Source organism: Myxococcus sp. CA056 (assembly GCF_013336715.1).
Taxonomy (GTDB): domain Bacteria; phylum Myxococcota; class Myxococcia; order Myxococcales; family Myxococcaceae; genus Myxococcus; species Myxococcus llanfairpwllgwyngyllgogerychwyrndrobwllllantysiliogogogochensis.
In genome coordinates, this window is sequence record NZ_JABUMT010000002.1 from 1,456,012 (window position 1) to 1,480,574 (window position 24,563).

Annotated in this window: 13 protein-coding genes; 10 read left to right on the forward strand and 3 right to left on the reverse strand. The window is 72.0% G+C overall.

Annotated elements, in window-relative coordinates; translation table 11 throughout:
• Window positions 1-38 precede the first annotated feature (38 nt).
• On the forward strand, window positions 39-992 hold the full coding sequence (locus HUA76_RS13380) for a CHAP domain-containing protein (protein WP_217439550.1): 954 nt from the start codon (window positions 39-41) through the stop codon (window positions 990-992).
• 184 nt (window positions 993-1,176) lie between these two features.
• Window positions 1,177-1,488 carry a hypothetical protein gene (locus HUA76_RS13385; protein ID WP_254614153.1) on the forward strand — a complete coding sequence of 104 codons (312 nt, stop codon included), beginning with the start codon at window positions 1,177-1,179 and terminating at the stop codon, window positions 1,486-1,488.
• A 40-nt stretch (window positions 1,489-1,528) separates the two neighbouring features.
• Here the strand turns inward: HUA76_RS13385 and HUA76_RS13390 are convergent, their stop codons facing one another.
• Window positions 1,529-4,117 carry a protein kinase gene (locus HUA76_RS13390; protein WP_174461044.1) on the reverse strand — a complete coding sequence of 863 codons (2,589 nt, stop codon included), beginning with the start codon at window positions 4,115-4,117 and terminating at the stop codon, window positions 1,529-1,531.
• 152 nt (window positions 4,118-4,269) lie between these two features.
• Between HUA76_RS13390 and HUA76_RS13395 the strand changes: the two genes are divergently transcribed.
• From HUA76_RS13395 to HUA76_RS13425, 7 genes are all read left to right on the forward strand, one after another.
• The gene (locus HUA76_RS13395; protein ID WP_174461045.1) at window positions 4,270-13,818 is read left to right on the forward strand and encodes a flagellar hook-length control protein FliK; all 9,549 of its coding nucleotides are present in this window, start codon (window positions 4,270-4,272) and stop codon (window positions 13,816-13,818) included.
• A gap of 20 nt (window positions 13,819-13,838) precedes the next feature.
• A complete protein-coding gene (locus tag HUA76_RS13400) occupies window positions 13,839-14,438 on the forward strand; it encodes a hypothetical protein (RefSeq protein ID WP_174457897.1) in 600 nt (199 codons plus the stop codon).
• Complete coding sequence (queC, locus tag HUA76_RS13405) at window positions 14,438-15,130, forward strand: 7-cyano-7-deazaguanine synthase QueC (protein WP_141642965.1); 693 nt, start codon at window positions 14,438-14,440, stop codon at window positions 15,128-15,130. The genes HUA76_RS13400 and queC overlap by 1 nt, the downstream gene beginning before the upstream one ends.
• A 2-nt stretch (window positions 15,131-15,132) precedes the next feature.
• Window positions 15,133-15,801, forward strand: a complete 669-nt coding sequence (gene ddpX / locus HUA76_RS13410) for a D-alanyl-D-alanine dipeptidase (RefSeq protein WP_174461211.1) — start codon at window positions 15,133-15,135, stop codon at window positions 15,799-15,801.
• Window positions 15,802-15,919: 118 nt separating this feature from the next.
• Complete coding sequence (locus HUA76_RS13415; protein WP_174461046.1) at window positions 15,920-17,338, forward strand: von Willebrand factor type A domain-containing protein; 1,419 nt, start codon at window positions 15,920-15,922, stop codon at window positions 17,336-17,338.
• Between the two features lie 8 nt (window positions 17,339-17,346).
• Window positions 17,347-19,170 carry a HAMP domain-containing sensor histidine kinase gene (locus tag HUA76_RS13420; protein ID WP_174461047.1) on the forward strand — a complete coding sequence of 608 codons (1,824 nt, stop codon included), beginning with the start codon at window positions 17,347-17,349 and terminating at the stop codon, window positions 19,168-19,170.
• Window positions 19,167-19,871, forward strand: coding sequence for a response regulator transcription factor (locus HUA76_RS13425; protein ID WP_174461048.1), 705 nt, complete (start codon window positions 19,167-19,169; stop codon window positions 19,869-19,871). Before HUA76_RS13420 ends, HUA76_RS13425 begins: the two co-directional genes overlap by 4 nt.
• 3 nt (window positions 19,872-19,874) lie before the next feature.
• Here HUA76_RS13425 and HUA76_RS13430 read toward each other — a convergent pair whose 3' ends face one another.
• Together HUA76_RS13430 and HUA76_RS13435 are read right to left on the reverse strand one after the other, a co-directional pair.
• Window positions 19,875-20,792 carry a hypothetical protein gene (locus tag HUA76_RS13430; protein WP_174461049.1) on the reverse strand — a complete coding sequence of 306 codons (918 nt, stop codon included), beginning with the start codon at window positions 20,790-20,792 and terminating at the stop codon, window positions 19,875-19,877.
• Window positions 20,789-22,651 carry a protein-arginine deiminase family protein gene (locus HUA76_RS13435; RefSeq protein ID WP_174461050.1) on the reverse strand — a complete coding sequence of 621 codons (1,863 nt, stop codon included), beginning with the start codon at window positions 22,649-22,651 and terminating at the stop codon, window positions 20,789-20,791. The genes HUA76_RS13430 and HUA76_RS13435 overlap by 4 nt, the downstream gene beginning before the upstream one ends.
• A gap of 270 nt (window positions 22,652-22,921) precedes the next feature.
• On the opposite strand from HUA76_RS13435, the gene HUA76_RS13440 reads away from it, so the two are divergent.
• A complete protein-coding gene (locus HUA76_RS13440) occupies window positions 22,922-24,526 on the forward strand; it encodes a DUF1800 domain-containing protein (protein ID WP_371823475.1) in 1,605 nt (534 codons plus the stop codon).
• Window positions 24,527-24,563: the final 37 nt, after the last annotated feature.

Consider the following 24,563-nt stretch of genomic DNA (forward strand, 5'->3'; position numbering starts at 1 on the left):
GGATTGAATGCGGCGCCAACTTTCGGAAGGTCCTTCGGTTGTCCCGTCTTCGCCTGCTCGCCACCGTTCCGCTGTGCGCTCTCATCGGCTGTGCCACCGTGCAGTCGCGCGAAGAGGGGACCGCCCTGGAGGTCCCGTCACACGCGGCGGTGGCACCCTCCGAGCAGGTCGTGACGGCACCCGCCGCCGAGGGTGTGGGGGCCGTGACACCGGGTGGGTCCGTGGCCCAGGTTTCCGCTCAGGCGCCCACGACGGTGAAGAGCGGTGAGTCGGCCACGCCGGGAGCGGCCGAGGGCGTGCCGCACACCGAGGTGGCGCCGCGAGTCGTGGCCACTGTCGTCCTCGAGGAGAAGGAGCGCCCCCTGGTGACGGGGGTCATCGCGGCCGCGCTGGAGGCCGTCGCCCTCGTCGTGCGCCCCGCCACCGACATGGAGGGCTTCTGGGATGCGTACCGTACGCCGATGCAACTGGCGCGGCTCATCGTGTCTCGCTCCATGCAACTCGTCGGTGAGCGCAACCTCGCGAAGGTCAGCCGGGGCATGCCGAACGACTGCTCTGGCTTCGTGCGCCTGGCCTATCTCTCCGCCGGCATCGACCTGGTCGCGCATGGCTTCCTCGCGGGAGAGAATGCCGTGTCCGCCATCTTCCGTCGCGCCACGGATGGCAAGCGGCTGCATCACCGCGCGCCGCGTCCCGGAGACCTCGTGTTCTTCCGCGAGACGTATGACCGCAACCGCGACGGCCGTCGCAATGACGGGATGACCCATGTCGGCGTGGTGGAGGGTGTGGCAGACGACGGCACCGTCACCTTCATCCACCGAGGCAACAAGGGTGTGGCCCGCAGTCGGATGAACCTGTCACACCCGGAGAAGCATCAGCTCGCGCAGGGTGGCCCCGTGGTGAATGACTTCCTCCGGCCCGCGACGAAGGGTGCGCGCGCGTATCTCACCGGCGAACTCTTCGTGGCCTTCGCGTCTCCCGATGGACTGTAGTTTTCCAGTCGTCAACTCACACCCCGCGTGGCTTTGAAGCTCCGTGCGGTTGATGCGTCATGACGGCATGAGAATCGTGCTGCTTATTGGTGGGTTGCTGCTCGCGTCGGGCTGTCACCTCCATGCGCGCCCGCCGAACCGCCCCTCGCTCCCGCGGCCTCCTCCGCCCTCGCGTCCGTCGTCCATGGCCTACAATGAGGCGGTGGACCGGGGCTTCGGTGAGTGTCGCTCGCGCCGCTATGACTGCCGCCTCAAGGAGGCGCACCGGACGGGCAACGACATCTGGAAGGTGAAGTTCTTCGCCGCCGCTCCCGGTGCGCGAGGCCACCTGCATCTGGAGTACGACGCCTTCTCCCGCAACCTGCTCAGGGTGGACGAGAAGGTGAAGGCCCGGCGCGATGACCGGGACGATGACGACGACTGGGATGACGACGACCACCGTCATGGCCATGGCAAGGGCAAGAAGAAGGGCCACGCGCGGCGCGACGACGACTGAGCACCACCGGTGGGGCCGGGGGTGACACGCCTCCCGGGTTTCAGCCGCCCTTCTTGTTCAACTTCTGGATGGCTCGGTTCGCCTCGTCCTGGCCGCAGTCGCCGCCCTTGGTGCTGCCCAGCTCGGCGAGTCGGATGAGGGCGGGGACCGCGTCCGTGTTGCCCAGCACGCCCAGCCGCTTCGCGGCGGCCCTGCGCACGCCACACTCCTTCGCCTCCAGGGCCTTGGAGTAGGCCACCACCAGGTCCACCTCGTCAGCGAGCTCCGAGGAGTCCAGGTAGCGAAGCGCCCCCCACTGCTTCAGCGAGTACTCGTCCTCGACGAGGGACTCGAAGTGAGGGCGCACCCGTTCCTTCGGGAGGGTGGCCAGCAGTTTGCGCACGGGTTCGTCGATGTCGCCGCGGCCGAAGTCCTCCGCGAGCCCATCCAGCACGGAGTCCTCCACCTCCGCGCGCCCGTCCACGTCCAGCGTGGCGAGCAGCACCCGCTCCTTGTCGTGGTTGCGCAGCGCGTGGTGGGTCGCCGCGAGCGCGCGCCGCACCGAGGGCTGTTTCTGCTCCTCGTTCGACGTCGCGTTCAGCAGCGCCAGCGCTTCGTTACTCTTTCCAGCCTTCAGCAGCGACATGGCGCGCACGGCAGGGCTGTTCAGATGCACCACCAGGGCCACGCCGCCGCCCAGGAGCACCACCGCTCCAAGCACCGCCGCCGCCTGACGCGGCTTCGCGCGCGCGAGCACCACCGTCCTGCCGAGTCCCTCCTTCAGCTTCGGGGGGATTTTCAGGGCCGCGCCGAGTCGGGACAGGCCCGCGCCCAGCGTGCTCGTCGCCGTGCGCAGGGAGCTTCCGAGAGAGCGCACCCGCTGGGAGATGGGGGCCAGCGCCGCGCGCGTCCGTTGGACCGCGGGGGCCAGTCGCACCATGAGGGCGTTCTGCTTCTCGAAACGTCCGCCGAAGGGAGGCCCCTCGGCCGCCTGCTGGCAGCGGTAGAGCTGGAGCTGTTCCTCGCGGCCGGGGAGGGTGATGGAGCCGCACGGCTCGACGTCCGCTCCTGCGCGATTGCGCGCCAGGTTCACCGCCTCCGTGAAGGTCACCTGGCCCGCGGCGGCGACGTGCTCCACCGTCTCGACCACCTCCATGGGCTCGCCCAGCACGGTGTCGGCGGTCAGCAGCACCTCGCCGGCATGCAGACACACGCGCACGTGCAGCCGCTCCTCGTTGGGCAGCGACTGGTTGTGGCGCCACAGCCGGTCCTGCATGGCCATGCCGCACAACACGCCGGCAGTGGGAGAGCGGAACACCACCAGCAGGGCATCGCCGCGCTTCTGCACGAGTCGTCCCTCGTGCTCTCGCACCAGGGGCATCAGCAGCCGGTCATGCGTCTCCAGCATCCGCGCGTTCTCTTCGTGCGTCTGCCGGCTGGTGCGCTCGGTGAAACCCTGGATGTCGGTGAGCATCACCGTCAGGTTCTGAGGCTTCACCGTCGATGTGCTGCCAGACAGCGAGGGCCGCGTGCCGAAGGACGCCGTGCCCGTGCGCATCGCCATCGGCGCGGACGCCGCGCTGTCGGGGCCCGTCGAGGACTCCAGGCCGAACGCGGCGGTGCCTCGACTCGAGCGGCTCGGAAGCGGAGCTGATGCTTCTTCCGCGCCGAAGACGGACGTCCCGCTGGGGCCCGTGCTCGTGGCTTCTCCCGCGCCGAAGACGGACGTGCCGGAGGGCGTGGTGCTGGTGGTGGGAGCGCTGACGTAGGCGGGCGTGCCCAGGCCGGGTGTGAAGGCGGACAGCGACGAGTGCGCGGCGGCCAGCGCATCCGCCAGCTCGTGCGCGCTCTGGGGGCGTTTGGCCGGGTTCTTCTCCAGGAGGCGCATCACCAGCGACAGCAGGCCGATGTAGCGCGACAGGGAAGGCGCAGCCCTGTCCAACGGGAGCGGGGCGTGGGAGGCGTGCTGTGCGAGGAAGTGGCGCGCCTGCGGCCCATCGAAGGGGAGCCGTCCGGACAGCACGCGGTAGGTCAGCACGCCAAAGGTGTACAGGTCGCTGCGCGTGTCCACCTTCGCGCCCACCGCCTGCTCCGGCGACAGGTACTCCGGGGTGCCGAGCACCACGCCAACCTGACTGACGTTGCTCTGCGCGTCCGGCTCCACCAGTCGAGCGATGCCGAAGTCCAGGAGCCGGGCCTGCTCGCCGCGCACGCCGGGGGAGATGAAGACGTTCTCCGGCTTCAGGTCCCGGTGGATGATGCCCTTCTCGTGGATGGCGGACAGGCCCTCCGCGAGCTGGTGGAGCAGCGGCAGCGCGCGTCCCGGCGGCATGGCGCCCCGGGTGAGCACGTCGTAGAGGCTCTCGCCTTCCACGAACTCCATCACCAGGCACGCGTGGTCACCGGACTCACCGAAGTCGACGATGTGCACCACGGCGGGGTGCTCGACGGCGGAGAGGAGGCGGGCCTCGCGCTTGAAGCGCTCGGCCATGCCGGGCTGGGCGTTGAGGTCGTGGTGAAGGACCTTGATGGCCACCTTGCGGCCCAGGGAGACCTGTTCACCCAGGTACACTTCGCCCATTCCGCCCGAACCCAAGGGACGGAGTACTCGGAAGCGACCGTCGAGGACGAGGGAGTCGGGAGCCAGCACGCCGGGCGCATATTGTCCGACTTCAGTCCGGCGCGCATGACGAACAACACATGCGGCCCTGGGGTCCCCCAGCCCCGTTGGTTGCCCCCCGGGCGGGGGATTGTCATAAATTTCGGGCGCTTGGACCCCGTGGTAGTTTCCAGGCTCCCGCGATGGCCAACGAGAGCGACTCCCCCAAGCCCACCGCGGCGCCCGATGCGCGCGCCGCCGCACCCGAGCTGCGCCTGCTGGACCGCAGGGCGTTCGTGGGCTTCCCGGCCCTGGAAGTCGTGCCGGGCCTGCGCATCTCCGACTTCGCGCTCCAGATTCCGGACGTCAGCTTCCCGTTCAACGTCAGCGCCGGTGCCACGCGTTATCAGCGCAAGAAGTTGCACTTCGGCTTCCTGGAGCTGTCCGTCGACGCGGACCTGGTGACGCGGCGGGTGGCGGAGCTGGCAGGGCGACTCGCGGGCCTGGAGGAGGTGCGGCTGCACTTCCGTCCCGGATACCTGGAAGGACAGGGCCGACTGCCCGCGCCGGAGCGCACGCCCTTCACGTTCAAGGTGGCCTTCGACGCGGACGGGGAGAAGCTCGCCGTCTATCTCTACGACGTCCGCCTCTACGGGTTCTCTTCCACGCCGTCGGTGCAGGTGCCCGGCCTCCTGTCCGCGGCAGTGGGCGCGCTGGCGCTGGTGCCGGACGTGGAGGTGCGCGGGGCCTCCGGCTTCTCCACCCGCGTGCTGCCTGCGCTGTGTCAGCTCGCGGCGGTGAGCCGTGGGTACAAGATGCCGTCGCTGGACACCGCGCGCCTGTCCGCCGCGGAGGTGTCCAGCTCGGGGCTGCGTTTGCGCTTCGCGGCCGGGGGCCTGCCTCCGCCGTCCGCGCCGGACGAGGAGCTGCTCCTCACGCTGGAGGGCGCGCGGGCCTTCGCGGACGCGGAGGGGCTCGTCGCCCAGGGCCGGCTGGCCGAGGCGCGACAGCAGTACCTCCAGGCCGGGGACGCGCAGGACGCGCACCCCTTCGCGGCCGAGCGCCTGCTCTCGCTGCTGGTGGCGGACCCGCAGGCGCATGAGCTGGCGCTGGACGTGGCCGCCACGCTGCAGCGTCGTCGAGACCGCAGTCCCGCCGCGCTGTGGGGCGAGGCCGTGGTGCGCGAGCGTCGGGGCGAGGGTGCCCGCGCCGCCGAGCGCTACCTGGCGCTGTGCGCGCTGGCCCGTCGCACCTCGGAGGAGGCCGCGGCCTTCTTCTCCGCCGAGGCGGCGGCGCGTTGCTCGCGAGACACCGCGCCCCAGGTGGCGGTGAAGGCGCTGCACGAGCTGCTGGGCCTGAAGCCGGACCACCTGCCTTCGCTCAAGGCGCTGGCGCGCGCGTCGGACCAGGCCCGGGACAAGGCGGGCGCGGTGCGGGCGTACCGTCGGCTGGCGGCGCTCGCTCGCGACCCGCATGAGGCCGCGGACGCGCACGTGCATCTCGCTCGACTGTGCGCGCAGACGGAGGACGACATCGCGGGGGCGCGCCTGCATTGCGAGGCGGCGCTGCGACTGTCGCCGGACCAGTCGGATGCGCTGCTGTTGCTGGGCGAGCTGTGTCACCGGGGCGGCGAGCACCTGCGCGCGCTGAAGGCGTTGGACCGGCTGCGTGAAGTGTCCATGGCCCGGCACGAGCTGGACCGCGTGGGCCACGCGGACCTGATGGCCGGTCGCGTGTGGGAAGAGGGCCTGAAGCAGCCGGAGAACGCGCTCCTGCGCTACCGCGAGGCGGTGTCGCTGCTGCCCGGCGAGGCGGAGCCGCTGTTCGCCGCCGCGCGCGTGGCGGAAGGACTGGGCCGGTTGCAGGAGGCGCTCGCGGGCTACCAGCAGGCGCTGGAGCTCGCGGGGCCGGCGCCGCGCTCGGAAGGCGTCCGCCATGCCGCGCACGCCAGCCACCATGCGCTGGCGCGGCTGTACCGCTCCCGACTGGGAGACCCGGCGCGTGCGCGCGAGCACCTGGAGTCCGCGCTGTCGCTGGACCCGCGCGACGCGGTGGCGCTCGAGGAGCTGATTCCGTACTTCCGCATCACCGGGAAGTCGCTGGAGCTGGCCGACGCGCTGGAGAAGTCCGCCGCGCTCCAGGACGAGCCGGCGAAGCGCGCCGCGTCCTGGGCCGAGGCGGGTGAGCTGTATCGCGGCCGACTCCAGCAGCCGGAGAAGGCGGAGAAACTGCTGCTGCTCGCGCTGGAGGCCGACGCCGACCACCGTCCCGCGCTGGAGTCGCTGCTGGCGCTGGCCGAGGCGCGGCGTGACGGGCCGCTTCTGACGCGGTGCCTGTCCGCGCTGGCGCGACTGGCGCCGGACGTGAAGGAGCGCGCGCAGAAGTACCGCCGCCTCGCGGTGGCCGCGCGCGACCTGGCCTTCGACCTGGACCTGGCGGTGCACTCCCTCCAGGAAGTGCTGCGCGCGGAGCCGGATGACCTGCCCGCGCTGGGCGAATTGTGCGCCCTGCAGCGCAAGCGCGCGGACATGGCCGGGCTGGCCGTGGCGTTGGAGGAGCGCGCGCGGGTGGCGGAGGCGCAGGGCGACAAGCGGCTCGCCGCCGCGGCGCTGCGAGAGCTGGCCGGTGTGCTGGAGGCCCGCCTGGGTCGGGTGGGTGACGCGCTGGTGGCGCTGGAGAAGGCGGCGCGGCTGGCCCCGGACTCCGCCGTGCTGCTGGACCTGGCGGACCTGTCGCTGCGCTGCGAGCGCCCCGAGCACGCCCGACGCGCGCTGGAGTCGCTCTTGTCCACGCTGCCGCGCACCGCGGCGCCGGAGAAGCTGGCGGACGTGCGCGCCCGGCTGGGTCGCGCGTGCGAGATGCTGGGCGACCGCGAAGGCGCCATCGCCGCGTACGCGCAGGCGCTGCCGCTGCGCCGGCTGGATGACGCGCTGGCCGCGCGGCTGGAGTCGCTCTACACGGAGGCGGGCGAGACGCAGGCGCTGGCCGAGCTGTGGGCGGGCCGTGCCCAGGCGCTGATGGGCGCCGACCGCGCCGAGGAAGCCGCGCCGCTGTTCCTCCAGAGCGCTCGTGCCTTGCTGGAGCGGGGCGAGAAGGCCGCCGCGTTGCTGCGCCTGACGGCCGCGCTGGAGGCCAGTCCCCAGGGGCCGCTGGCGGCCGAGGTGCTGGAGTCGCTGGCCGAGCTGGAGTTGGAGCGGGGCGAGAAGCTGGAAGCCGCCCGGCTGTACGCGCGCCGCGCCGCGCTGGTGCCGGAGGACCGCTCCGGCGCGAAGCTGCTCTACCGCGCCTCGCTGCTGGCGGCGGGCACCAGTCGCGAAGAGGCGTTCCTCGCCGAGGCCCTGGAGCGCGACGCGTCCTTCGCGCCCGCGCGCCAGCGACGCGGTGAGCTGAAGCTTCCCACCGACGCGCGCTCCGCGTTGGAGGACTTCGAGGCGGTGCTGGCGCTGCCTCCGGTGGACGCGGACGCGCCCCGGGAAGCGGAGCGGGTGGCGCTCACGCGCAAGGCCGCCAGCGCCGCCGTGCGCGCGGGCCGGACGGACTCCGCGCGTCGCCTGCTGTCCGAGTACTGCATCCGGGCTCCCGAGGACCTCGACGCCCGCGTGGAGCTGGTCAACCTGCACCGCAAGGCCGGCGCTCGCGAGGCGCTGGCGGACCTGCTGGTGGAGCTGTGGCCGCGCCTGTCCGGCGAGCCCCGGCGCGCGGCCCGTCGCGAGCTGGCGGAGCTGTCCCTCGTGCTCGGTCGTGCCGGCGCGGCGGTGGACTCGCTGCGCAGCCTGCGACTGGAGGAGCCGCAGGACACCTGGGCGGCGCAGGCGCTGCTGGACTTGCTGCCGCCTCCGGGCACGGGCTCCTCGGACGAGGAAGCCGAGCGCCTGGAGTTGCTGGGCGCGCTGGTGGCGTCCGCGACGGGCGAGGACCGCTCGGAGCTGCTCGCGCGTCGCGCCGTGCTCCATCGCGCCACGGGCCGGATTTCCGCCGCGCGCGAGGACTTCTCCGAGGCCGCGAAGCTGGCCCGCCGTCCCGCGGCCCTGCTGCTCGCGCTGGCGGAGCTGGCGCGTGAGTCCGGAGACGAGGCCGGGGAGCTGGAAGTGTGGCGTCGCGCCGTGGTCGCCGATGCCCAATTGGGCACGCGCGCTCGGGAGCGGCTGCTCGCCCTGGCCACCGTGCTGGCGGAGAAGGATGAGCGGGGGCTCGCGCGCGAGGCGCTGGTCTCCGCGGTGGCGCTGTCCCCGTCGGACGCCGAGCGCTGTGACGCCTTCTTCACCCTGGCCGACCTGGCCCACCGCGACGAGCGCCCGGACGAGGAAGCCGCCGCGCTCGCCGAGGCCGCTCGCCAGGGCCCCACGCCCCGCCGCGTCGAGGCCCTGCTCGCTCGCGCCACACTGCTGGAGACGCGAGGAGAGCTGGCGGAGGCTCGTGGGAGCCTTCAGGCCGCGCTGGCGCTGGCCCCGCGTCACGCGCGGGCCACCGTCTCCTTGCAGCGCGCGCTTCGGGCCCTGGAGGACTGGGCAGCGCTGGCGGAGCTGCTCGCGGCCGAGGCGCCTCATGCTCCGCCGTCCGAGTCCGCGGCGATGTACGCGGAGCTGGCATCGCTCTACCTGGAGCGCCTGGAGCAGCCGGCCCCCGCGGAGGCGGCGCTGCGACAGTCGCTGCGGTTCGCTCCCGGCGACTCGGACGTGCGACGCCGGTTGGTGTCGCTGGTGGCCGGGCGCGGAGAGCTGCGCGAGGCCGCGGCCCTGCTGGAGACCGCCGCAGAGAGCGCCACGACGTCCGAGGCCGCCACGCTCCTGCGCGAGGGCGCCGCGTACGCGCGGGATGCCCAGGACCTGGACCGCGCGCTGAAGCTGGCGCGCAAGGCACACTCCCTGGTGCCGGCGCGCGGCGCGGAGCTGGCGTCGCTGGCGGAGTTGCTCTACCTGCGCGGCGCGGTGCTGGAGGCCCTGCCGCTCCAGGAGACGCTGGCCTCGACGGCGGACTTCACCGCGAGCGCCGACGCGGCCGAGGCCACCTGGCTGCGGCTGGCGGAGCTGGCGGAGAGCGCGGGCGAGACGAAGCGCGCGGTGGGGGCGTACCGGAAGCTGCTCGTCGAGCGTCCGCTGTGCGAGCCCGCGGTGCAGCGGCTCTCCGCGCTGCTGGAGAAGGACGACCCGCGCGGCGCGTTCGAGGTGCTCGTCACCCACGCTCGCGCCCTGGCGCCTTCCGAGGACACGGTGCGGCGGCTCGTGGTGCTCGCGGAGAAGGCGCGTGCCGCGCTCGCCGACGCGGGTGTGGCGGCGTCGCTGCTGTCGCGCGCGGCGGAGATGGCGACGATGCCGTTGCCGCTGCGCCTCCAGCTCGCCTCGCTCTACCGCGAGACGGGTCGCTCGCTGGAGCTGCTCGCGGAGCTGCGCCATGTGGCCGCGCTCAGCCTCCAGGTGGGCGACGTGGCCGCGACGCTCGCGGCCCATGACGAAGAGGCGAGTCTCGCGGAGGCCACGGGCCGCGCGGACGACGCGCTCCGGGCACTGGCGGACGCGCGAGACTTGCTGGAGTCGCGTGGGCGCGCCCCCGAGGCCGCCGCGTGCGAGCGTCGGCGCGCGGAGTTGCTGCGCGATGTGAAGCTGGACCTGGCCGCGGCGGAGAGCGCGCTGGACCGCGCCTTCTCGCTGGCGGAGGACCTGGGCACGGCGCGGCTGGGCGCGGCGCTGGCGGAGCGCCGGGACGATGCCGACGCGGAGGCCCTCTGGCTGGAGCGCGCGCTGCCCCTGCTGGACGACGCGAAGGAAGCGGCGGCGCTGCGACTGCGGCTGGCGAAGCTGCACCTGGGCGTGCTCGCGGATACGGAAGAGGCGGAGCGCTTCCTGCGCGGAGCGCTGCGGCAGGACCGTTCGCTGGATGAAGCCGAGACGCTGCTGGCTCGCCTCCTGGAGCGGGACGGGCGGCTGGCGGAGCTGGCGGCCTGGTACGAGGAGTGCGCCGAGGGTGAGCCGGACACGGAGCGCCGCGCGGCACTGCTCCAGCGCGCGGCCGTGCTGTACCGCGACAGGGCGGGGCGCCCGGACGCGGCGGCGGCGGCCTTCATCGCCGCGCGGTCCGCTCGCCCGGATGACCTGGACCTCACCGCGCAGGCGGCGGAGCTGCTGCACGAGGTGAAGCGCCACGCGGACGCGGCCGAGTTCGACGCCGTGCTGCTGGAGGCCGACCCCTTCCGCGAACCCGTCTTCTCGCGGCACCGCGCCTTCCTGGAGGAGAACGAGGACCCGCAGTCGCTCGCGGAGTTGATGCTGCGCCGGGCCCAGCGTCAGTCGGATGCCGACGCCGCGGACAGCTACCTCGCCGCCGCCCGGGCCTTCCGCGCGGCGGGTGCCCGCGAGCGCGCGCTGCTGTGCGAGGACCGGGCCTTCGAGCTGAGCCCCGCGAGCGCAGAAGCCTTCGAGCGCGTGCGCGAGCGCGCGGCCGGAGACGTGCGCCGGCTGTCGGAGTTGCTGGCCGTGCGCGCCGCGGCCCTGCCTCCCGAGGAAGCGCTGCCGCTCTTGCGCGAGCGCGCCACCCGCTTGCTGGACGCGGGCGAGGCGCTGCTGGCCGCCGAGGCGTTCGACGTGTACCTGGGCTCCTCGGGTGACGACGTGGAGGCGCTGTCCGCGCGCGCCGAATTGGCGGCCCAGAGCGGAGGCCCCGCCGCCGCGAGACCGTATGACCGACGCCTGCTGTCGGCCGGTGGCGAGACGCTGCCCGTGACGGTGCGCGCGCGGACATGGCTGCGGCTGGGCCATGCCTCGCTGGGCGCGAACGCGTACCACGACGCGGCGGATGCCTTCGAGTCGGTGGTGTCGCTGGAGCCGGAAGGCGAGCGCGGCCGCGAGGCGCTGTCGCTGCTGGCGGAAGTCCACTCGCGCACGGGCAACGCACCGGGTCTGTACCGGGCCTCGTTGCAGCTGGCCCGGCGGGCGGAGGACACGGCGACGGCGGAGGTGTTGTACCGCCGCGCGGCGGACCTCTTCGACGACCCGAAGGACGCCATCGACGCGCTGCTGCCGCTGGCGCGACTGCGTCCGGCGGATGCCTCCGTCATCGACCGCGCGGTGGCGGGCCTGCGCGCGCTGGGGCGCCACGGGGACCTGCTGGCGGTGTACGAGTCCGGCGCCGAGGCCGCCGGTGGCGTGCGCGCCGCCGAGTTGTTGCTGGCCGCCGCCACCGTGGCCGCCGAGTCGCTCGCGGACGTGGACGCGGCCTGGGAGCTCACCCAGCGCGCGGCCGAGGCCGCCCCCGAGGATGTCACCGCGCTGCGCGCCCTCGTGACGGGGCTGCGCGAGCGGGGGGAGGCGACGCGGTTGCTGGAGGCGCTGGAGCGACTGGTGCCTCACCTGGAGGATGCCGACGAGGCGTCCGTCCTGCGCCTGGAGCTGGCCACGCTGCTCCGCGACTCGGACCAGGTGTCGCGGGCCCGCGAGTCGCTCGAAGCCGTCGTCGAGCGTGGCGCCTCGGGCGCGGGCTATGCCGTCGCGCTGGAGGAGCTGGAGAAGCTGCTGCGTGATGAGCCCGCGCGCCGGGCCGAGGTGCAGGTGGCTCGCGCGGAGCTGGTCTCCGGTCGCGAGCGGCTGGTGCTCCTTTTGTCCTCCGCTCGGGCCTTCGAGAGCGCGGGGCGCCTGCGGGACGCGCTGAAGGCGGCGAAGGCCGCCGTGGCGACCGAGCCGGACGTGGACGCGGCGATGCGCGTCGCCCACCTGCATCGCGCCCTGGGGGAGGCGCCCCGGGCCGCCAAGGCGCTGCTCCAGGCGGCGCGGCTCGCCTCGCCGGAGGAGCGTCCGCCGCTGCTGCTGGAGGCCGCGGACCTCTGGGAGAAGGCGGGCGAGCACGGTGAAGCGCTGGAGGTCATCGAGCGCATCGCCACCGAAGCACCGGACATCCTCGCGCCCGCGGAGCTGGCGGAACGCTTCGGCCGGCTGGGTGCCTTCACTCGCGCGCTCCAGGTGGGCTTCGCGCCCGCCATGGCCGCTGGAGAGCTGACGGATGCGCTGGCCATGGCCGCGCAGGCCGGCGATACGGCGCGCACGCGCGAGGCGCTGTGGGCCCTGGTGGCTCAGCCGGACGCGGATGCGGCCCATGCCTCCGCCCTCGCGGACGGCCTGCGCGCCGAGCGCGACGCGGAAGGACTGCTGGAGCTGGCGGCCCTCTCCGTCACGCGTGACGAGCCCTTCGCCGTCGCCCTGCGTGACGAAGTGCTTCGCGCGGCGGATGCCCCGGCGCTCCAGCGCCTGCGGGCCCTGGACGAGCTGTCGTCCGATGCGAACTTCGGCACCCGGCTCACCCTGTTGTTGCCGGGGCTGGAGAAGCACCCGGAGGCGCTCTCGGAAGCGGTGCTCGGCCGTGTGCGCGCCCTGTCTGATGCCGCGCGCGTGGAAGCGCTGGCCATGGCGGCGGAGGGATGGACGTCGCGCCGCAAGCCGCTGCTGCGCGAGCGTCACACGCTGGAGTACGGGCTGGGCCGCTTCGACGCCGCCGCGCGCTCGCTGGCGCGGCTCATCGAGGTGGAGGAGGACGCCCGCGTCCTGGCCGCGCTGCACCTGGAGCACGGCGAGCTGTTGCTGAGCCCGCTGGACCAGCCCGACGCGGCCCGCGCGGCCTTCGAGCGCGCGCTGGACACCGATGGCACCAGCCTGCCCTCGCTGCGCAACCTGCTGGCGCTGGTGGACGAGTCGAAGGAGCCCGCTGTCTTCGTGTCGCTCGCGGAGCGGCTGACGGTGGAGGAGGGGCCCGACGCGGCCACGCCCCATCGCGAGCGACTGGCGGATGCCTACGAGGTCCTGGGCCAGGTGGCGGACGCCGTCGCGCAGTTGGAGGCGCTGCCGGAGACGGAGGAGCGGCTCGCTCGCCGCGCGAGGCTGGCGGAGCAGCGCGGCCTCACGGGCGAGGCCCTGGGGCTGCGCGAGCGGCTCACCGACGAGCCCGGCGTGCTGGAGTCCATCCTCCGCGGCTATCTGGACGCGCAGCTCGTGTCTCCCGCGGCCCGGCTCGCCGAGCGCCTCTTCGACGCGGGGGTCCTGTCTCCAGAGGTCCTCCGCCTCGCATGTGAGCGGCTCTCTCCGGTGATTGAAGGCGCGCCGTTCGCCGTGCGCGTCTGGCCGGAGCTGCTGCGCGCGGCGCCGCTGGACGTGGATGGTTGGACGCTCTTCGCGGAGGCCCTGCGGCTCCTGGAGCGTCAGGACGCCGCCGAGCGCGCGGACGGTGTCGGCGCGGCCTTGTCCTCCAGCACGGCGACGGTGCCCGCGGCATCCGTGTCCGCGCTGCCGGTGCCCACGGGCTTCGAGCATGCGCTGCCCGCGGACTCGCTGCAGGTGACGGCCGAGCGCTTCCCCCGACTCTTCGCCGCGCTGCGTCCCCTGCTGTCGTCGCTGGGAGCCAGCGGCCTGCGGGTGTACGTGGACCCCTCGGGTGGCGTGGAGGGGTACCTGGTCAGCTCGGAGGCGCTGGTGCTGGGCGCGGGCGCGCTGTCGTGCTTCGGCTCGGTGGAGCTGGGCTACCTGTCCGCGCTGGCCCTCGTGCTGGGCGAGGACGGCGTGAAGCTGTCTCGTCCTGGAGAGGTGCCCGGCTTCGAGGCCGCCGCAGTGGCGGCCTTCCGAGCGGTGCCCGCCTCGCTCGCCGCGGGGCGCGTCCTGGCGCGTCTGGATGCGGAGGTGCGCGGGAGTGACCCAGCGCGGGTGGATGTGGGCGCGGTGCTCGGACGTGGAGGCGCCTTCCGTGCCGTGGCCCTTTGCGTGCTCGACGTCGGGTAGCCGTGTAGCCTCCGCGCCGTATGCGCCTGAAGCACATTGCCCTCTCCGTCCTCCCCGCCGCCGCCGTCGTGACGGCCATGGCCTGTTATTCGGACCCCGTGTACCCGGGCAATCAGCTCCTGGGCACCTTCCAGTTCGAGGCACGGCTGGATCCGGCGAACACCACCTGCGACGCGGCGATGCCGGAGTTCGCGCAGCTCGACGACGGCGGCGTGTTCCGCTTCGAGGGCACGTTCTCCAAGAACGACGACGGTGGCACCGGCTGGTTCACCGTGCAGGGCTTCGACCGCGAAGCGAAGTACGAGGGGCAGCTTGTCGACTCCGCGCTCCGTGCCACGGCGCCGCGCGCCTCGTGCGGCACCGGCTGCAAGGACTCGCAAATCGAGGAGTCGCTGAAGGTGACCATCTTCAGTGACAGCCAGGCGCGCGTGCTCAACCGGGACTGCAACGCGTTCGACGGAGGCGTCCCCGACGGCAGCCCGCCTGCTCCCACGGAGAACGGCTACGACGTGTCCCTGGCGTGTGGTTCGCTGACAGATGTCTTCCTGCCGGGCTCCTGTACGTGTACTCCCGCGACGTGCAAGACGGCGTACAAGGTGCAGGGAGTGCGGAGGGACTGATGGCGAAGCGAGCGGTGGTGTTGATTTCGGGTGGCCTGGATTCCACGACGTGCGTGGCCATGGCGAAGGCGAAGGGCTTCGAGCCGGTGTGTCTCGCCGTGGCGTACGGACAGCGACACGTGGTGGAGCTGGAGCGGGCGCGGGACGTCGCGAGCGCCATGGGCGTGAAGGACTTCCGGGTGGTGAGCATCGACCTGCGGCAGATTGGCGGCTCGGCGCTCACCGCGGACATCGACGTGCCGAAGGACCGGCCGGCCGATGAGATGAGCCACGGCATCCCCGTGACGTACGTGCCCGCGCGCAACGCGCTGTTCCTCTCGCTGGCGTTGGGGCTCGCGGAGGTGGTGGGCTCCACGGACATCTACATCGGCGTCAACGCGGTGGACTACAGCGGCTATCCGGACTGCCGCCCGGAGTTCATCCGCTCGTTCGAGGCGATGGCGAACCTGGCGACGAAGGCGGGCGTCGAGGGCGCGAGCTTCACGGTCCACGCGCCGCTGTCCGGACTGACGAAGGCGGACATCATCCGCGAGGGCACGCGGCTGGGCGTGGACTACGGGATGACGCACTCCTGCTACGACCCGGACGCACAGGGGCTCGCCTGCGGACGCTGTGACAGCTGTCTGTTGCGCAAGAAGGGCTTCGAGGAAGCGGGAGTCCCGGACCCGACGCGCTACACGGTGGGGGCATGAGCATGACGACGCGGCTGGGGTGGGTGGTGGTGCTGGGGCTGTGTGTGAGCGGCACGGCGCTGGCCCAGGACAGTGGCGCGGCGAAGCCCACGAAGGCCAAGGGCGCGAAGGCGGGTGACATCGCGCCGCTCGTGGACGCGACGACGGTGGTGGAGGACCTGGCGCTGGACCTCCGCTACGCGACGGCGGACAACTTCCTGAAGAAGCAGGTGTATCCGGACACGGCGCGCTGCCTGCTGCTGCCGGAGTCCGCGCGCAAGCTGAAGGCGGCGGCGGATGTGCTGCGGCCCAAGGGCTACCGGCTCAAGGTCTACGACTGCTACCGGCCCCGGGCCGTGCAGTGGGAGATGTGGAAGATCATGCCCGTGCCCGGCTACGTGGCGGACCCTCGCAAGGGCTCCAACCACAACCGGGGTGGGGCGGTGGACCTGACGATGGTGACGCTGGAGGGCAAGGAGGTGGAGATGCCCACCGCCTTCGACACCTTCACGCCGGAGGCGCACCACGGCTATGCCGGTGGCAGCGAGGCGTCGCGCAAGCACCGCGAGGTGTTGCGAGAGGCGATGGAGGGCGCGGGCTTCGCGCCCAACCGCATGGAGTGGTGGCACTATGACCTGCCGGATGCGAAGTCCCGGCCGGTGCTGGACGTGCCCTTCGCTCCGGTGAAGTAGCGCGAGAGTCCAAGGCCCCGGCTCCATGATGGAACCGTGATGCAGCCGGGCTCCACCTGCGGCACGCTGGGCTGAATCCGAAGGGAAGGCTCCGCCCGGTGTCCGCGTTGGTCCCACGATGAAGACCGCTCTCTTGCGCTCCCTGTGCGGTGTCCTCCTGTGTCTCGCCACGTCGGCGTGGGCACAGGTGGGCACGGTGGCGGGCTCGGTCCTCCAGGCGCGGAGCCAGCAGCCCCTCGTGGGGGTGAAGGTCTCAGCGACGTCCCCCATGCTCCCGGCGCCGCGCACCGTGCTGACGGACGCGAAGGGCCACTACCAGCTCGCCCAGCTCCCGGCGGGTCTCTACGCGCTGCGCTTCGAGAAGGAGTCCTTCCAGACCGTCACGCGCGCGGACGTGAAGGTGGAGTCGGGCCAGACGCTCACCGTGCAGGTGGAGCTTGCGCCCGTGACGTCGTCCCCGCCCTCCGCCGCGACGAATGGCACGGCGTCCCACGCTTTCGCTCCGCTGGCTCCGTTCGCTCCCCCGCTGCGCCTGGAGTCAGATGGTGTCGCGTGGATGGTCGTCCCCCGGGCCGGGGACATTCGTGACCGGGCTCCACCGTGGGCGCTGCCCCAGCTCTCGGTGCTCGGGCCCGACGGTACGAACCAGAGCCTCTTCGCTCCCGGCAGCAAGCCGCTGCGCGACTCGGACACGCGGGGCCACGGCGTCAATCCGACCATCGACACGGAGGAGGAGCGCATCTCCACGTATACGTTCCAGGTGAGCACGGCTTCGTACGCGCTGACACGAGGCTATCTGGAGCGCGACTCCCTGCCGGCGGAGGAGGCCGTGCGGGTGGAGGACTTCGTCAACAGCTTCGAAGTGGGCGAGGACGGCGACGTGGTGGGCCCGTTCGTCATCCACGTGGAGGGCTTCCCGTCACCCAGTCGCAAGGGCTACCACGTGGTGCGAGTGAGCGTGCGCGCACGCGAGTCCTTCACCGACGTGGGCGTGCAACTGGAGTTCGACCGGAAGGCCGTGGCCCGCTACCGCCTGGTGGGGTACGAGAACCAGTCCGCCACGCCGGAGCCGTTCGACGATGACGCGGAGCCAGAGCCCGTGCCGCTGGCGGCGGGCACGTCCGTCACCGCCATCTACGAGGTGAAGCTGATAGGGCCCGCCATCGCCTTCGGCACCCTGCGCGTCCTCTATGAAGAGGGCGAGAACACCATGTGGCGCCGCGTGCAGAAGCTGCTGCCCTCCAGCGTCCTGCGCTCGTCCTCCGCGCGCGTCGCCGCCTCCACGCGGCTGGTGTACGTGGCCGCCGCCTTCGCGGAGAAGCTGCGCGGCTCCTACTGGACGCGCACGCTCGACTGGCCGCGGCTGCACGCGCTCTGGCAGGACATCGGGGAGCTGCTGGTGAGCCGTCCGGACGTGGTGGAGTTGGGCGCGCTCATCAAGAAGGCGGGCGCGTTGGACCAGCGCAAGGACCGCTTCGGCCCCCCAGGCTCCCTGTCCACCATGGACCCCGACACGGGCCCGGGTCCCGGAAGGTAGCCGCGAGCATGCTTCGCAGGCTGCTGCCCATGCTCGTCGCGCTGCTGCTGGGCCTCGTCGGGCTCGGCTGGGGACTGGGCTACCTCCATCGCATCTTCGCCAACGAGCGGGAAGACGCCCGGCTCTCGCTCGACTCGCGGCGCGAGGCGCTGGAGCAGTACGCGCGCGCGTCGCTGACGCAGTCCCTGCACGACAAGCTGGAGGCCGCGAAGCCCGCCCTTGAGGCCGCGGTGGCGGATCCGCTGGCTCCCGACACCGGCCTCTACCTGCGAGAGCGCGGCACGCAGGTGCTGCCCCGCCTCGCGCTCCACGACACCGGTGACGTCTCGCCGGCCCGCGAGCGGTATGCGCGGCTGCGCGCCGGCACGGAGGTGTCGGAGGACCCGGAAGACCCGTGGGCGGAGCGGCTCGTGAGGACGCGGGCGGTGGAGCTGGCGCTCGCGCGGGGAGACCGTCGCGCCTCCACGGTGGCGCTGATGGCGCTCTTGCAGCACCGCTCGCAATACGTGCTCGCCTCCACGCGAGACGTGCCGGGCCTGCTGGTGGTGCTGGAGTCGCTGGCGGAGCGCGGCGACCCGGTGCCGCAGCTCATGCAGGCGCTGGTGCGGGATGGACTGGCGGACGGCAAGGGTGGCCGGCTGGATGGCCTCCAGCGGCTGCTGTTGTCCCGCCGCTCGCGCTTCACTCCGGCGGACTTCCAGTTCCTGCTCGAGCGGGTGGCCGCGCTCTCCACGAAGGTGGGCGCGCCGGTGGACGACTTCGAGTCGCGCGCTCGCGAGCTGACGGCCCGTCCGCTGCCCCTGCCGGTGTCCCTTCCGGGCCCGGCCCTGGTGCGCGTCGGCTGGTACCTGGAACCGCGCGGTGGCAACCAGGTGCGAGGCGTGGCGGTGGATGCGTCGGAGCTGCTGGAGTCGCTCACGCGCGAGATGCGCGAGCGCGGGTTGCTGGACACCGAGGGCAAGGTGCGGCTGCTCGGGGACACGGCGGTGCTGTCGCTGGACGCGCTGCCGTTGTCGGTGGCCACGCCCGAGTGGGCCCGGGCCCAGGCCGCGCTGGAGAGCCGCTACCGCTTGAAGACGGGCATGGTGGTGCTGTGCGCGGGGCTGGCCCTGGGCATCGCCGCGCTGGCCTTCCTCGCGCAGCACCGCAAGTACCGCTTCCTGGAGCTGAAGAGCGACTTCGTGGCCACGGTGTCGCACGAGCTGCGCACGCCGCTGGCCTCCATCCGTCTGCTCGCGGAGACCCTCGAGTGGCGGCTCGCCGAAGGCACGGACGCCCGGGACTATCCGGCGCGCATCGTTCGCGAGGCGGATGGGCTGGGCTTCCTGGTGGAGAACCTCCTGTCCTTCAACCGCATCGACAAGGGCCGCTGGGTGCCGAGGCTGGAGCCGGTGCGCCTGGACGAGCTGGTGTCGCTGCTGCGCAGGGACCTGGAAGCCTGGTCGAAAATCCCCGTGGAGCTGGTGGCGGAGGTGGGCGAGCTGGAGCTGCGCGCCGACGCCCAACTGCTGCGCCTGTTGCTCTCCAACCTCGCGCGCAACGCCTGCGCCTACAACACCCGCGTCCCCGTGCGCCTGCGCGTGGAGTCGCTGCCGGGTGGACGCGTGCGCTTCTCCGACAACGGCGTGGGCATTGCTCCGGGAGACTGGGAGCGCGTCTTCGGCGAGTTCGTCCGCCTGCCCGGGCAGGGGCGCGAAGTCCCCGGCAGTGGCCTGGGGCTCGCGCTGTGTCGCCGCATCATGCGCTTGCACTCCGGTACCCTTCGCGTGGTGGCCTCCAGTTCCGAGGGCACCACCTTCGAGCTCTCCTTTTCCCCCAACGCGACGCTATGAATCCCACCCAGCCCACCATCCTGCTCGTGGAGGATGACCCGAACCTGCGGCTCGCGCTGCGCGACAGCCTGGAGCATCAAGGAGGCTACGCCGTGGAAGAGGCGGCCTCCGTGCGCGAGGCCCGCGAGCACCTGGCCCGCGGCGCCTTCCAGCTCATCCTCCTGGACGTCATGTTGCCGGATGGCGACGGCTACACGCTGTGCCGGTCGCTGCGCGAGGAAGGTGTCACGTCGCCGGTGTTGATGCTCACCGCTCGCACGCTGGAGGATGACGTCGTGCGCGGCTTCGAGGCGGGCGCGCAGGACTACCTGGGCAAGCCCTACCGCCTGCGCGAGCTGCTGGCCCGGGTGGGCGCGCTGGTGCGCCGCGCGGGTGGCGGTGCTCCGGCGAAGCAGGTGCGCTTCGGCGGCTATCGGATGGACATGGACCGCCGCAAGCTGGAGACGCCCGAGGGCGCGAACGTGGAGCTGACGCGCACGGAGTTCGACCTGCTGGCCTTCCTGGTGCGCGAGCGTGAGCGCGTGCTGCGCCGCGATGACATCCTCGACGCGGTGTGGGGCCGTGACATCGTCGTGGACCCTCACACCGTGGACAACTTCGTCTCCAGCCTGAAGAAGAAGCTGGGGTGGAACAGCGCCTCGCGCTTCGCCATCCAGACGGTGCGCGGCGTGGGCTACCGCATGGAAATCGAGGCGCCCTGACGCTCAGCGCAGCGGGTTGTTCGCCATCCGCCGCGACAGGCCTTCCAGCGCGGGGTGGTTGGACTCCCGCGTGCGAGCCCGCATCGACTGGATGAGGGCTCCCGTCTCCGGCGCATCCACGCGCATGAGGGCCTGGGTGAGGGCCTGCTGGACGTCTCCGGTGTAGTTCAGCCAGGCGTTGACCAGGGCCTCGGCGGCCACGCGGCGCACGTCACCTTCCTCGGGAGCGGCCTTCGGCTGGGACGTCTTCCACGCCCAGAAGGAGCCGATGTCGCCCAGCGCCACGGCGAGCCGCCGGGCCTCCGAGGGCGCCGGGGTGCGCGCGAGGGCATCCGCCAGCGCCTGGGCGACCACCAGCCTGCGACACTGGCCCATGGCCTCGCGCACCGTCTCTCCGCGGAAGCCCTCCTGGGGGGACAGCGTGATGAGCAGCGCCGCGGCCTCCGGGGACTCCAGCTTCGCCAGGGCCACCGCCGCCGCACGGCGCGCGGGCCTCCGCGTCTCCGCGCCTTCCAGCAGGGTCTGCCACAGCGGCAGGAGTCGCGCGTCCCGCAGGTCCCCGGTGGCCTCCACCATGCCCACCTGGAGGGCCAGCTTCGCCGAGTCGCGCGCGGGTTGAGTTGCCAGGCCCGCGTCGAAGACCAGTCGCTCCACCATGGGCCACAGCGCCTGCGCACCCAGTTGTCGGAACAGCGGCGCGGCGGCGGCGAGGGTGCCCCTCTTGCGTGAGTCCATCACCTCCACCTGGGGGATGACCGCTTCCAGGCGCGCGAAGGCCTCGGGCGTCTGCTGCCGCGCGCGGGCGACTTCTTCTCGCAGCTCGCCCAGTCCATCCACAGGGGCCGTCTGGGCGGTGGCGGGCGAGGTGAACAACAGCATCAACAGCGCGGCGCCCAGTCCGGCGGACAGTGCGTGACTCATCGGCCGCTCTCCCACCACTTCGTTGAAGGCACTTCTCGCACGCTGTTCGTCGCGCAATGAACCTCGCCACCTCCCAGGTGGTAGAGGTCCCAGGTGTCCGTCCAGTGCACCCGGATGCCGTGAGGAGCCAGCGCCTCTTCGAGCTGCACCTTGAAGATGTCCTTCCCGTCGATGACGAGCCCGTGCGGGTCCGGCGCGATGACGAGCGAGCGGGACACCGACAGGAGATTCACCGTCCCGGGTTGCAGCGCCGTCGCGCCGTTCGGCGCGTTCTGGAAGAGGAAGGGCACGCGGACAATCTCATCGTCGGTGAGGCCCGTCGCTTCACGCAGGATGAGCAACTGCTCGTCGATTTCGAGCGCCGCCCGCGCGTTGGCATCCATCACCCCGGCATGGTTCAACAGCTCCGACACCGTCGCTTCCGCGGGCCGGTCATACGGCCAGCGCATGCCTGTGAAGAGCTTCGCTTCGCCATGTCCCTGGGCCTGGGCGTTCTGCAACATGCGCCGCGCCTGGGCCGGGTCCGCCACCAGCGCAATCCAGCCGCGAGGCGTGTCGGCGGGAAGGAAGCTGAGCGTCTCGTCCACGTGGGCCACGGCGAGCCAGGACGTGTCCAGGTACACCGGCGGCTGCACGGCCTGGGCCTCCAGCATCTTCGTGAAGCTGGGGTCCGGCTGGAAGTCGGGCTCCGAGTCGGGACCCCGGCCGCGCAAGAGCCGCCCCAGGGGATACTTCACGCCGTCCTTCTCGTAGGGCGGGATGACCTCCGTGTTGCCCAGGGAGTTGAGCGTCTGGGATTCGGAGGACATGCCCGTCTGGTATTGCTGCACCGCCGCCTGGTTCCTGCCCCGGAGCCAGTAGACGATGCGGCCTGCCTCTCGGAGAGGAGCCTTGGTCGCGCCCCAGTTCACGTTGGCCGAACGGTAGTTGACCTGGATGACGTGCTGGGCGCCGCCACCCTCGAGCCGGGGCATCGACATGTATGCGGGCTCGAAGTAGTCCTGCGCCCACAGGTCCTCCACCGCGAACTCGGAGAAGGCCGTCGGCTCCCCGGACTCGGCGAGGGCCCTGCCCAAATCGCCACGGAAGCGCGACGAGTCCTCGATATCCAACCGCGACACGTAGACGTTCCGCACCGGCGTCAGATGATGGAACATCACCACCGGCGCGACGCGCAGGCGCACCGTGTCCTGGAACCGCTCCTGCGGCCGGTCCACGTGGTAGATGGACAGCACCACGTCCGCGTACCCGTCCCACTCCGCCGGGTCCCTCGCGATGTCGTTGGCCTCGATGGCGATGTTCACGCCCTCGCGCAGGTTCTTCGCTGACAGGGGCAGGACGTTGGCGATGCGGAACGAGACGAACTCACCCTCGATTTGCTTGAACAGGCGCACCTTGTCGCTCGCGGGCCCCGTCACGGAGATGCTCCCCACCGCATAGCCCGGCGCGTCCGCCCAGCGCTCGACGCGCAGCCGCGCCAGGTCCAACAGGTCCTCGTCCCCATTCACCTCCGAGTCCCGCCCGTCGTTGCAGGCCGCCAGCGCGTCATCACTCAGGATGGAGGAGGACATGCTGAAGGCGCAGATCTCCTGGTCATCGTCGATGTTGGCCAGGAAGATGGCGCCCCGGTCGGCGGTCCACGCGTCCTCGCCCGCCTCGTCCTCCGCGTCCACCACGCCATCGCGGTTCACATCCGCGAGCAGATTCACATTCGGCTCGAAGGGCGCGGTGAGCCGGTCCGAGTTCTGGCTCGTGTCGTTGCCCGAGTCGAAGGCGGAGCACCCGCTGAACAGCACCAGCGAGAGCAGCACGCCCAGGGGCACGCAGGAGGTGACGCGCTGTTCGGGAGGTAGGCTCATGAAGGTCCGGGTCGATGGATGACCGGTCCGGTGCCGGGGGGCACCCACCCATCGTTGGTATGCATACGAAAAGCATCCTGGCCTCGGGTTCAAGCAACATCGGGTGCGCCCCGGGGCGACCTTCGCGAGGCAAGTGATGGTTGACATCGCGTCTGCTTCCGTCGAGGCGACCCCGGGGGAGGGCAGGCGAGCGAGGCTGAACGCGCTGTAACTTCGGGCACCTTCGTGGGTTCAGTTCCCGCCATGCGCCTTGTGTCCCTCTGCTCCCTGGTGGCCCTGCTGCTCTCATGTGCGAGCAGCTCACACCCTGTCCGAAGTGAGGCGCCGCCAGACTTCGGCCCGGGCGCGGAGGTGCACCTGCTTCAGCGGTGGGCCTTCGGTCCGTCGGAGCGTGACCTGGCCGAGGTCCGCGCGTTGGGCGTGCGGGGCTGGGTGGAGGCACGACTCGCGCGGCGGGACGTGCCGATGTCACCGGAGCTGGAGGCGAAGCTCCGGGAGCTGCCCACCCTGACGATGTCGATGACCCAGCTCGTCAGTGACTACCCCGGCAAGAGGGAGCGGGAGCAGGCGCTGCTGGATGGCCGGGAGTTGTTGCCGACCGCGCGCATTGGCCTGGAGCTGTCCGCCGCCAAGGTGCTCCGGGCAGTGGAGGGACCCAATCCACTGGAGGAGGTGCTGGTGGACTTCTGGTTCAACCACTTCAACGTGTCCGCGAACAAAGGCGCGGTGCGGTGGATGGTGACGTCGTACGAGCGTGACGCCATCCGCCCGCATGTCCTCGGGCGCTTCAGGGACTTGCTGGGGGCGACGGCGCGCCACCCGGCGATGCTCGTCTATCTGGACAACTGGACGAGCACTCGCGACGGCCTGCCGAAGCTCGGGGAGCGACTGGCGAGGCGCGGCGTGGCTCCGATGATGATGGAGGAGGACGGCGACGGCGATGACGAGCCCGCGGTGTCCGGGCCGAGGCCGGGTCTCAACGAGAACTATGCGCGCGAGCTGCTGGAGCTCCACACGCTGGGCGTGGACGGGGGCTATTCACAGCAGGACGTGCGAGAGGTGGCGCGCAGCTTCACGGGGTGGAGCATCCGGCATCCTCGCCGCGCGCCGGAGTTCCTCTTCCGGCGGCGGGCGCATGACAGGGAGGCCAAGCAGGTCCTCGGACAGGTCATCCCCGCGCGCGGTGGCGAGGCGGATGGAGAGAAGGTGCTGGACCTGCTCGCGAGCCATCCGGCCACCGCGCGCCACGTCGCGACGAAGCTGGCGCGGCGCTTCGTCTCGGACACGCCGCCGCCCGCGCTGGTGGACCGGTTGGCGAAGGTGTTCCTCGACTCGGACGGGGACTTGCCCACGGTGTATCGCGCGCTCATCGACTCGCCGGAGTTCTGGGCTCCCGAGGCACGAGGGGCGAAGGTGAAGACGCCGTTCGAGTTCGTGGTGTCCGCGCTGCGTGCGACGAGGGCGCAAGTGGAGGTGCGTCCCCGGCTGGTGCAGTCGCTGGCGAGGATGGGTGAGCCGCTCTACCGCGCGCCCGCGCCCACGGGCTTTCCGGAAGGTGCGGCGCCGTGGGTGAACAGTGGCGCGCTGGTGGCTCGGCTCAACTTCAGTCTGGACCTGGTGTCGGGGCGGCTTCCCGGAGCGCGTGTGACACTTTCGTCACTCGCCACCCCAGCGACACCCACAGCGGAGGCCTGGGTGGACACATTGGGGCACACGCTGTTGGGGACAGCGCCCTCGGCGGAGACACGGGCCACGGTGCTCGCGGCGCTGTCTCGTCGCACCGAGGCCGCCAGCGCTGAAGGAGAACCAGGCCCTGTCGACGTGCAGCTCATCGCGGGGTTGCTGCTTGGCTCACCCGAGTTTCAACGGCAATAGCGTTGCGCTCGTCAGGCACCTGGTGCTGGCTTGCTAG

Coding starts and splice junctions, on each gene's coding strand:
- HUA76_RS13385 (WP_254614153.1), top strand. CDS start 1,177: ATGGCCTACAATGAGGCGGTGGACCGGGGCTTCGGTGAGTGTCGCTCG.
- HUA76_RS13395 (WP_174461045.1), top strand. CDS start 4,270: ATGGCCAACGAGAGCGACTCCCCCAAGCCCACCGCGGCGCCCGATGCG.
- HUA76_RS13400 (WP_174457897.1), top strand. CDS start 13,839: ATGCGCCTGAAGCACATTGCCCTCTCCGTCCTCCCCGCCGCCGCCGTC.
- queC (WP_141642965.1), top strand. CDS start 14,438: ATGGCGAAGCGAGCGGTGGTGTTGATTTCGGGTGGCCTGGATTCCACG.
- ddpX (WP_174461211.1), top strand. CDS start 15,133: ATGACGACGCGGCTGGGGTGGGTGGTGGTGCTGGGGCTGTGTGTGAGC.
- HUA76_RS13415 (WP_174461046.1), top strand. CDS start 15,920: ATGAAGACCGCTCTCTTGCGCTCCCTGTGCGGTGTCCTCCTGTGTCTC.
- HUA76_RS13420 (WP_174461047.1), top strand. CDS start 17,347: ATGCTTCGCAGGCTGCTGCCCATGCTCGTCGCGCTGCTGCTGGGCCTC.
- HUA76_RS13425 (WP_174461048.1), top strand. CDS start 19,167: ATGAATCCCACCCAGCCCACCATCCTGCTCGTGGAGGATGACCCGAAC.
- HUA76_RS13430 (WP_174461049.1), bottom strand. CDS start 20,792: ATGAGTCACGCACTGTCCGCCGGACTGGGCGCCGCGCTGTTGATGCTG.
- HUA76_RS13435 (WP_174461050.1), bottom strand. CDS start 22,651: ATGAGCCTACCTCCCGAACAGCGCGTCACCTCCTGCGTGCCCCTGGGC.